The sequence below is a fragment of the Streptomyces sp. NPDC049577 genome (assembly GCF_040675635.1).
In the GTDB taxonomy this organism is placed as follows: domain Bacteria; phylum Actinomycetota; class Actinomycetes; order Streptomycetales; family Streptomycetaceae; genus Streptomyces.
On the sequence record NZ_JBFAPH010000294.1, the window covers coordinates 1 to 7,893 of the forward strand.

Sequence of the window (7,893 nt, forward strand, 5' to 3'; positions counted from 1 at the left end):
CCCCCGGCGTCAGCCGGAGCGGGGGGCCTGTGCGAAACCGGAGGGGATCAGCCCTTGCGGGCCTTGATCTCGTCCGTCAGCTGCGGCACGACCTGGAAGAGGTCGCCCACGACGCCGTAGTCGACGAGGTCGAAGATCGGGGCCTCGGCGTCCTTGTTGATGGCGACGATGGTCTTCGAGGTCTGCATGCCCGCCCGGTGCTGGATCGCACCGGAGATGCCCGCCGCGATGTAGAGCTGCGGGGAGACGGACTTGCCCGTCTGGCCGACCTGGTTGGTGTGCGGGTACCAGCCGGCGTCGACGGCGGCGCGGGAGGCGCCGACGGCCGCGCCGAGGGAGTCGGCGAGGGCCTCGATGAGCGGGAAGTTCTCGGCGCCGTTGACGCCGCGGCCGCCGGAGACCACGATCGCGGCCTCGGTCAGCTCCGGGCGGCCCGTCGACTCGCGCGCGGTGCGGGAGACGACCTTGGTGCCGGTGGCCAGCTCGCCGAAGGTGACGGCGAGGGCCTCGACCGCGCCGGCGGCCGGGGCGGCCTCGGGGGCGGCGGAGTTGGGCTTGACGGTGATGACCGGGGTGCCCTTGGTGACGCGGGACTTGGTGGTGAACGAGGCCGCGAAGACGGACTGCGTGGCCACCGGGCCCTCGGCGCCGGCCTCCAGGTCGACGGCGTCGGTGATGATGCCGGAGCCGATGCGGACCGCGAGGCGGGCCGCGATCTCCTTGCCCTCGGCGGAGGACGGGACGAGCACGGCGGCCAGGGAGCCTGCGGCGGACACAGACTCGTACGCGGCCTGGAGGGCGTCCACCTTCGGCACGACCAGGTAGTCGGCGAACTCGGCGGCGTCGGCCGTCAGGACCTTGACCGCGCCGTACTCGGCGAGGGTCGCCGCGGTGGCGTCCGCGCCGGCGCCCAGGGCGACGGCCACGGGCTCGCCGATGCGGCGGGCGAGGGTGAGCAGCTCGAGGGTGGGCTTGCGGACGGCGCCGTCCACGTGGTCGACGTAGACGAGGACTTCAGCCATGGGTTGCGCTCCTGCGGGATGAAGGGAGGGAGGAGGGGGACGGTTCGTACGCGGGGCTCAGATGAACTTCTGGCCCGCGAGGAACTCGGCGAGCTGCTTGCCGCCCTCGCCCTCGTCCTTGACGATCGTGCCGGCCGTGCGGGCCGGGCGCTCCGTGGCCTCGTCGACCTTGGTCCAGGCGGCCTCCAGGCCGACCTCGTCGGCCTCGATGTCGAGGTCGGACAGGTCCAGGGACTCCACCGGCTTCTTCTTCGCGGCCATGATGCCCTTGAAGGACGGGTAACGCGCCTCGCCCGACTGATCGGTGACGGAGACGACGGCCGGGAGGGCGGCCTCCAGCTGCTCGCTGGCGGCGTCGCCGTCGCGGCGGCCGGTCACCTTGCCGTCGGCCACGGCGACCTCGGAGAGCAGCGTGACCTGCGGGACGCCCAGGCGCTCGGCCAGCATGGCCGGGAGCACGCCCATGCCGCCGTCGGTGGAGGCCATGCCGCAGATCACCAGGTCGTAGCCGGTCTTCTCGACGGCCTTGGCCAGCACCAGGGAGGTGCCGAGCGCGTCGGTGCCGTGCAGGTCGTCGTCCTCGACGTGGACGGCCTTGTCGGCGCCCATCGACAGCGCCTTGCGCAGGGCGTCGTTCGCGTCCTCGGGGCCGATCGTCAGGACGGTGATCTCCGCGTCGTCGTCGGCCGCCTCCTTGATCTGCAGCGCCTGCTCGACCGCGTACTCGTCGAGCTCCGAGAGCAGGCCGTCCACGTCGTCGCGGTCGACGGTCAGGTCCTCGGCGAAGTGCCGGTCGCCGGTGGCGTCGGGCACGTACTTCACACAGACAACGATCCTCAAGCTCACGCCGGCTCTCCTACTGCATCGTCTCTATCAAAGCTGCCTTGGCAGGCAGCATAGGCGCCTCGGGGGCGGTCCCGGTCGGGCGTGACCACCGCCGGTGGTCACCATCCCGACCAGAATGTTACTGGCCAGTACATCGAGCGCGTACACCGAGCGCAAGGCCGGTCGACTGTGATCTGCCCAACGCGCCTTCCGGGGACTCCTCAGTCGCGCAATCCGTTGAAGTCACCCTGGTGGTACAGCAGGGGGCGGCCGGTCCCCGTGGGGTCGCCGGCGACCGCCTCCGCGAGCACGACCCGGTGGTCCCCGGCGGGCACCCGGGCCACCACCCGGCAGACCAGCCAGGCCAGCACCCCCTCCAGCACCGGGACCCCGTGCGGGCCGGTGTGCCAGCGGGTGGGCGGGGCGAAGCGGTCGGCGCCGCTGCGGGCGAAGGTCGCGGCGAGATCGCGCTGGTGCTCGCCGAGTATGTGCACGCCCACGTGCTCGGCCTCGGCCAGGACGGGCCAGCTGGACGAGCCCGTTCCGGCCCCGAAGGAGATCATCGGCGGTTCCGCGGCCACCGAGGTGAGGGACGTGGCGGTGAAGCCGACCGGGCGCGCGCCGCGGGCGGTGATCACGGCGACGCCGGCGGCGTGCCGGCGGAAGACGGAGCGCAGCAGGTGGGAGAGGTCGGTGGGCACGTCCGGATCGGCGAGGGGAGCGGTACCGAGTTCGGTCGAGGCCGTCATGGAGATGTCCTTCTGCTGGGGATCGAGCCGTGCGCGCTGCTCAGGGGCTCGGCGAGCAGGAGTCCGGGCCACATAGCGTCACACTGACGATTCGGGGTGCGGAGCGTCAAGCACGGCCGGGGAGATGCGAGAGGGATCACGGTCACGGGCCGTGGCCCGTCAGCCGTCGGGCCGTCAGACCGCCGCGCCGAGGGCGGCGATGACGTCCGCCTTGCGCGGCTGCCCGGTTGCCCGGCGGACGATGCCGCCCGTGGCGTCGAGGACGAGTACGGTCGGGGTGGCGGTGATCCGCAGGGCGCGGACGAGCTCCAGCCGCGCCTCCGCGTCGATCTCGACGTGCGTGACGCCCTCGACCATGGCCGCGACCTCCGCGAGGACGCGCCGGGTGGCCCGGCACGGCTGGCAGAAGGCGCTGGAGAACTGGACCAGCGTGGCCCGCGCGCCCAGCTCGGCACCGATCTCCGCGGGGCCCAGCCGCGTGATGCCCTCGTCCCGCCCGTCCACCTTCGTCCTCCCCGAAGTCCGTAAAGTTTCCCGTTCCGGGAGCCGACGTGATGAGGATCTCCCGCCCGACAGGGGGTCCTCGCTGGCACCGGGGCCGGGCATTCAGGCACGATCTGCCGGAAGCCGACATCCTACGGCCGCGTAACTTGGCGGGCGTACAGGCCTCACGTCAGCCGGGAGCCCCCTCCCCGGACCGACCCCGGAAGGATCTTCCCGATATGGCAGAACTCGTCTACCCCCCGGTGATCGGTGTCGCCCGGACCATGTTCAAGGCACTCGATCTGCGCTTCGACATCAAGGGGACCGAGCACGTCCCGCAGCGCGGCGGGGCGGTCCTGGTGAGCAACCACATCGGATACCTCGACTTCATCTTCTGCGGTGTGGCGGCCCGCCCGGCCAAGCGACTGGTGCGGTTCATGGCCAAGGAGTCGGTCTTCCGGCACAAGGTCTCCGGCCCGCTGATGCGCGCGATGAAGCACATCCCCGTCGACCGGGCGGCGGGGACGGACGCGTACAAGCACGCGCTGTCCGCCCTGCGTTCGGGCGAGGTCATCGGGGTGTTCCCGGAGGCGACGATCTCCACGTCGTTCACGCTGAAGAACTTCAAGTCCGGCGCGGCCCGGCTCGCCCAGGAGGCGGGGGTGCCGCTGCTGCCGATGGCGCTGTGGGGCACGCAGCGGCTGTGGACCAAGGGGCACAAGCGCAATCTGGGCCGTGACCACATACCGGTGTCGATCCGGGTGGGGGAGCCGATGGAGGCCGATCCGGCGGAGTCGGCCGAGGGCATCACCGAGCGGCTGCGCTCGCGGGTGCAGGAGCTGCTGGAGTCGGCGCAGCGCGCGTACCCGGTCCGGGCCGAGGGGCCGGCGGACAGCTGGTGGATCCCGGCCCACCTGGGGGGCACAGCCCCCGCCCCGGCCGAGGCTTGATCGGCGCGGCCGAGGCCGGGCGGCGGCCGCGGGCCGTCTGCGGCTGATCGCGCAGTTCCCCGCGCCCCTTACGGGGCGCGGGGTGGCGGCTACCGCCGGGACATCTCCTCCGCGACCGCGGCCGCGAACGCGTCCACGTCGGCCTCGGTCGTGTCGAAGGAGCACATCCAGCGGACGTCGCCGGCCGCCTCGTCCCAGAAGTAGAAGCGGTAGCGCTTCTGCAGGCGCTCGCTCACGTCGTGCGGCAGCCGGGCGAAGACCGCGTTGGACTGCACGGGGTGCAGGATCTCCACGCCCTCCACGCCCCGGACGCCCTCGGCCAGCCGCGCGGCCATGGCGTTGGCGTGGGAGGCGCTGCGCAGCCACAGGTCGCCCGTGAGCAGGGCCTCGAACTGCACGGAGACGAAGCGCATCTTCGAGGCCAGCTGCATCGACAGCTTGCGCAGGTGCTTCATCGCCCGCACCGCGTCCGGGTTGAGGACGACGACGCACTCGCCGAAGAGCAGGCCGTTCTTGGTGCCGCCGAAGGACAGCAGGTCCACGCCGGCGTCGGTGGTGAAGGCCCGCAGCGGGACGCCGAGGGTGGCGGCCGCGTTGGCGATGCGGGAGCCGTCGAGGTGGACCTTCATGCCCCGCTCGTGGGCGTGGTCGCAGATCTCGCGGATCTCCTCGGGCGTGTAGCAGGTGCCCAGCTCGGTCGTCTGGGTGATCGAGACGACCTGCGGCTGGGCGCGGTGCTCGTCCTCCCAGCCCCACGCCTCGCGGTCGATGAGCTCGGGGGTGAGCTTGCCGTGCTCGGTGGGCACGGCGAGCAGCTTGAGCCCGCCGACGCGCTCCGGCGCCCCGCCCTCGTCGACGTTGATGTGCGCGCTGGCGGCGCAGATGACCGCGCCCCACCGCTCGCTCGCGGCCTGCAGGGCGACGACGTTGGCGCCCGTGCCGTTGAAGACCGGGAACGCCTCGGCCGTCGGCCCGAAGTGGGCGCGCATGACGTCCTGGAGGTGCGCGGTGTAGTCGTCCTCGCCGTAGGCGACCTGGTGACCGCCGTTGGCGAGGGCGAGGGCCGCGAGGACCTCGGGGTGCACCCCCGCGTAGTTGTCGCTGGCGAAGCCGCGCAGCTCGGGGTCGTGCCGGCGTATCGCGTCGGTCGCGGGGGCCTGGGTCACGATTGCGGGGTCAGCCACAGACGGGTTCCGTTCACTTCCTGGGCGGGCTTGTCCCAGACGTCGACGATGGCGCCGGCCAGGTCGTTGACGTCCGTGAAGCCCGCGAACTTCGCGTTCGGGCGCTCGGCGCGCATGGCGTCGTGCACCAGGGCCTTGACGATCAGGATGGCGGCCGCGGCCTGCGGGCCCTCCTCGCCCCCCGCCTTGCGGAAGGAGTCGGCGAGGGCCAGCGTCCAGGCCTCGGCGGCGGCCTTGGAGGCCGAGTAGGCGGCGTTGCCGGCGGTCGGCTTGCTGGCGCCGGCGGCGCTGATCAGCAGGTACCGGCCGTTGCCGCTGCGCAGCAGCGGGGCCTCGAAGGCCAGGGAGGTGTGCTGCACGGTGCGGATGAGCAGCTTCTCCAGCAGCTCCCAGTCGGCGAGGTCGGTCTCGGCGAACGTCGACGAGCCGCGCCAGCCGCCCACCAGATGGACCAGGCCGTCGATGCGGCCGAACTCCTTCTCGGTGCGATCGGCCCAGGCCCGGGTGGCCTCCAGGTCGAGCAGGTCGACGGTGTCGCCGGTGACGGTCGCGCCGCCGTGGGCGTAGCGGGCGGCGTCCACGGCGTCCGCGAGGCGCGCCGCGTCCGCGTCGGCGGCGACGACGGTCGCCCCGGCCTCCGCCAGGCGCAGCAGGGTCGCCCGGCCGGCGGGGCCGGCGGCGCCCGCGACCGCCACGACGGCACCGTTCAGCAGGCCGTTGCCGTTCGTCGGAGTGGTCATGACCGTCGCCTCTCTCTCGCTCTTCTCGCTCGTGCTCACGCGGCCACCGGCTCCGCGGTCGCGGCCGTAATGCCCTTGGTCGAGGCGATCACGCCGCGCAGCTTCTTGGCAAGGGCCTCGTAGAACATGCTGAGCGGGAACTCGTCCGGAAGCACGTCGTCCACGAGCTTGCGCGGGGGCTGGGTGAGGTCCAGGGCGTCCGGGCCCTTGGCCCACACCGAGCCCGGGTGCGGGGCGAGGTAGGTGGAGACGAGGTCGTAGGCGGCGAACCAGTGGACGAGCTTGGGGCGGTCGATGCCGTCCCGGTAGAGCTTCTCGATCTCGCCGCACAGCTGGTTGGTGACCTGCGGAGCACGGTCCCAGTCGATGTGGAGGGTGTTGTCCGTCCAGCGTACGACGTCGTGCTTGTGCAGGTAGGCGAAGAGCAGCTGGCCGCCGAGGCCGTCGTAGTTGCGCACCCGGTCACCGGTGACCGGGAAGCGGAACATGCGGTCGAAGAGCACGGCGAACTGCACGTCACGGGCCTGGGTGAAGCCGTCGGCCTCCAGCTTCACGGCCTCCTTGAAGGCGGTGAGGTCGCAGCGCAGCTCCTCCAGGCCGTACATCCAGAACGGCTGCCGCTGCTTGATCATGAAGGGGTCGAAGGGCAGGTCGCCGTGGCTGTGGGTGCGGTCGTGGACCATGTCCCACAGGACGAACGCCTGTTCGCATCGCTTCTGGTCGCCGATCATGTCGGCGATGTCGCCCGGCAGGTCCAGGCCGAGGACGGAGACGGCCGCCTCGGTGACGCGCCGGAAGCGCGCCGCCTCGCGGTCGCAGAAGATGCCGCCCCAGGTGAAGCGCTCAGGGGCCTCGCGGACGGCGATGGTCTCCGGGAAGAGCACCGCGGAGTTGGTGTCGTAGCCCGCGGTGAAGTCCTCGAAGGTGATGCCGAGGAAGAGCGGGTTGTCGTAGCGGGTGCGCTCCAGCTCGGAGAGCCACTCCGGCCACACCATGCGCAGCACGACGGCTTCCAGGTTGCGGTCCGGGTTGCCGTTCTGCGTGTACATCGGGAAGACGACCAGGTGCTGCCGGCCGTCGGCGCGCTCGGCGGCGGGCTGGAAGGCCAGCAGCGAGTCCAGGAAGTCCGGCACGCCGAAGCCCGTGTCGGCCCAGCGGCGCAGGTCGGCGACGAGCGCCGTGTGGTACGCGGCGTCGTGCGGCAGCAGCGGGGAGAGCGCCTCGACGGCCGCTATGACGCGGTCGAACTCGGCGCGCACCGCCTCGCCCGGCGGCGCGCCGTCGGCGGTCAGGTCGATCGAGCCGTTCGCGGCCTGCCAGGGCCGGATCGTCTCGACCGCGGCCTTCAGCTCTGCCCAGGCGGGGTGATCCACCACGCGCCCGGCAGACAGAATGTCGGTCTTCGCGGCCGATGGCGCAAGGATTTCCGTCATGATTACCCCTCCTCGGGAGAACCGGCGTCAAGACACCGTATCCAAGTGACGTTCTCCGTCTCAAGGGGCTGAGCTGCAAATTATTCTGTCGCGCCCCCGGGTGCGCCGCTGTTTTTCCTGCCGGATGTGCCCGTTCGGGGGATCAGGAGTGAAGATCCGCCACTGCTGTCCCATGGGCATCAGACGCTGTCCTAGGCGAGATCCAGCCATGGACCGCACGGGGGCCTCCTCTACGGCTACCCGCCCGTCGACGGGTTCATGAATCCGCAACAGTCTTCCGTCATATGGACAGTTGGCGCCCTGACCTGGACAGATCACTTCGGGCGCTGCCAGTCTCGCGCCATGCCCGTCGCCCCCAGGCCGCACCGGCCGGTCACCGCCCGCACCGCGCTCGCCGCCCTCACCGTCCTGCTCGCCGCGGCCGCCGGCTGCGCCCCGCAGGACGACACCGACAACGGCGCCGCGCCGTCCGCCGGCGCCCCCGGCGCGGTGAGCGCCGCCGCCTGC

General features: G+C 71.9%; 8 protein-coding genes. 1 reads left to right on the forward strand and 7 read right to left on the reverse strand.

Annotation, left to right across the window (positions count from 1 at the left end; genetic code table 11):
* Window positions 1–47: 47 nt before the first annotated feature.
* From AB0K09_RS25835 to AB0K09_RS25850, 4 genes are all read right to left on the reverse strand, one after another.
* Window positions 48–1,022, reverse strand: coding sequence for an electron transfer flavoprotein subunit alpha/FixB family protein (locus AB0K09_RS25835; RefSeq protein WP_366067785.1), 975 nt, complete (start codon window positions 1,020–1,022; stop codon window positions 48–50).
* Between the two features lie 57 nt (window positions 1,023–1,079).
* The gene (locus AB0K09_RS25840) at window positions 1,080–1,868 is read right to left on the reverse strand and encodes an electron transfer flavoprotein subunit beta/FixA family protein (RefSeq protein WP_366067786.1); all 789 of its coding nucleotides are present in this window, start codon (window positions 1,866–1,868) and stop codon (window positions 1,080–1,082) included.
* Window positions 1,869–2,068: 200 nt separating this feature from the next.
* The gene (locus tag AB0K09_RS25845) at window positions 2,069–2,596 is read right to left on the reverse strand and encodes a flavin reductase family protein (protein WP_366067787.1); all 528 of its coding nucleotides are present in this window, start codon (window positions 2,594–2,596) and stop codon (window positions 2,069–2,071) included.
* Window positions 2,597–2,770: 174 nt separating this feature from the next.
* Window positions 2,771–3,202, reverse strand: a complete 432-nt coding sequence (locus AB0K09_RS25850; protein WP_366067788.1) for a thioredoxin family protein — start codon at window positions 3,200–3,202, stop codon at window positions 2,771–2,773.
* 116 nt (window positions 3,203–3,318) lie between these two features.
* On the opposite strand from AB0K09_RS25850, the gene AB0K09_RS25855 reads away from it, so the two are divergent.
* Window positions 3,319–4,029 (forward strand): lysophospholipid acyltransferase family protein, encoded by a 711-nt coding sequence (locus AB0K09_RS25855; protein WP_366067789.1) that lies wholly within the window; start codon window positions 3,319–3,321, stop codon window positions 4,027–4,029.
* Between the two features lie 89 nt (window positions 4,030–4,118).
* Here the strand turns inward: AB0K09_RS25855 and AB0K09_RS25860 are convergent, their stop codons facing one another.
* Genes AB0K09_RS25860 through AB0K09_RS25870 form a run of 3 tightly spaced genes read right to left on the reverse strand, consistent with a single transcriptional unit; the run spans window position 4,119 to window position 7,386 of the window.
* Window positions 4,119–5,213: a low specificity L-threonine aldolase gene (locus AB0K09_RS25860; protein WP_366067790.1), complete on the reverse strand. Its 1,095-nt coding sequence runs from the start codon at window positions 5,211–5,213 to the stop codon at window positions 4,119–4,121.
* Window positions 5,192–5,953: an SDR family NAD(P)-dependent oxidoreductase gene (locus AB0K09_RS25865; protein WP_366067791.1), complete on the reverse strand. Its 762-nt coding sequence runs from the start codon at window positions 5,951–5,953 to the stop codon at window positions 5,192–5,194. The genes AB0K09_RS25860 and AB0K09_RS25865 overlap by 22 nt, the downstream gene beginning before the upstream one ends.
* Window positions 5,954–5,988: 35 nt before the next feature.
* The gene (locus AB0K09_RS25870) at window positions 5,989–7,386 is read right to left on the reverse strand and encodes a DUF6421 family protein (RefSeq protein ID WP_366067792.1); all 1,398 of its coding nucleotides are present in this window, start codon (window positions 7,384–7,386) and stop codon (window positions 5,989–5,991) included.
* Window positions 7,387–7,893: the final 507 nt, after the last annotated feature.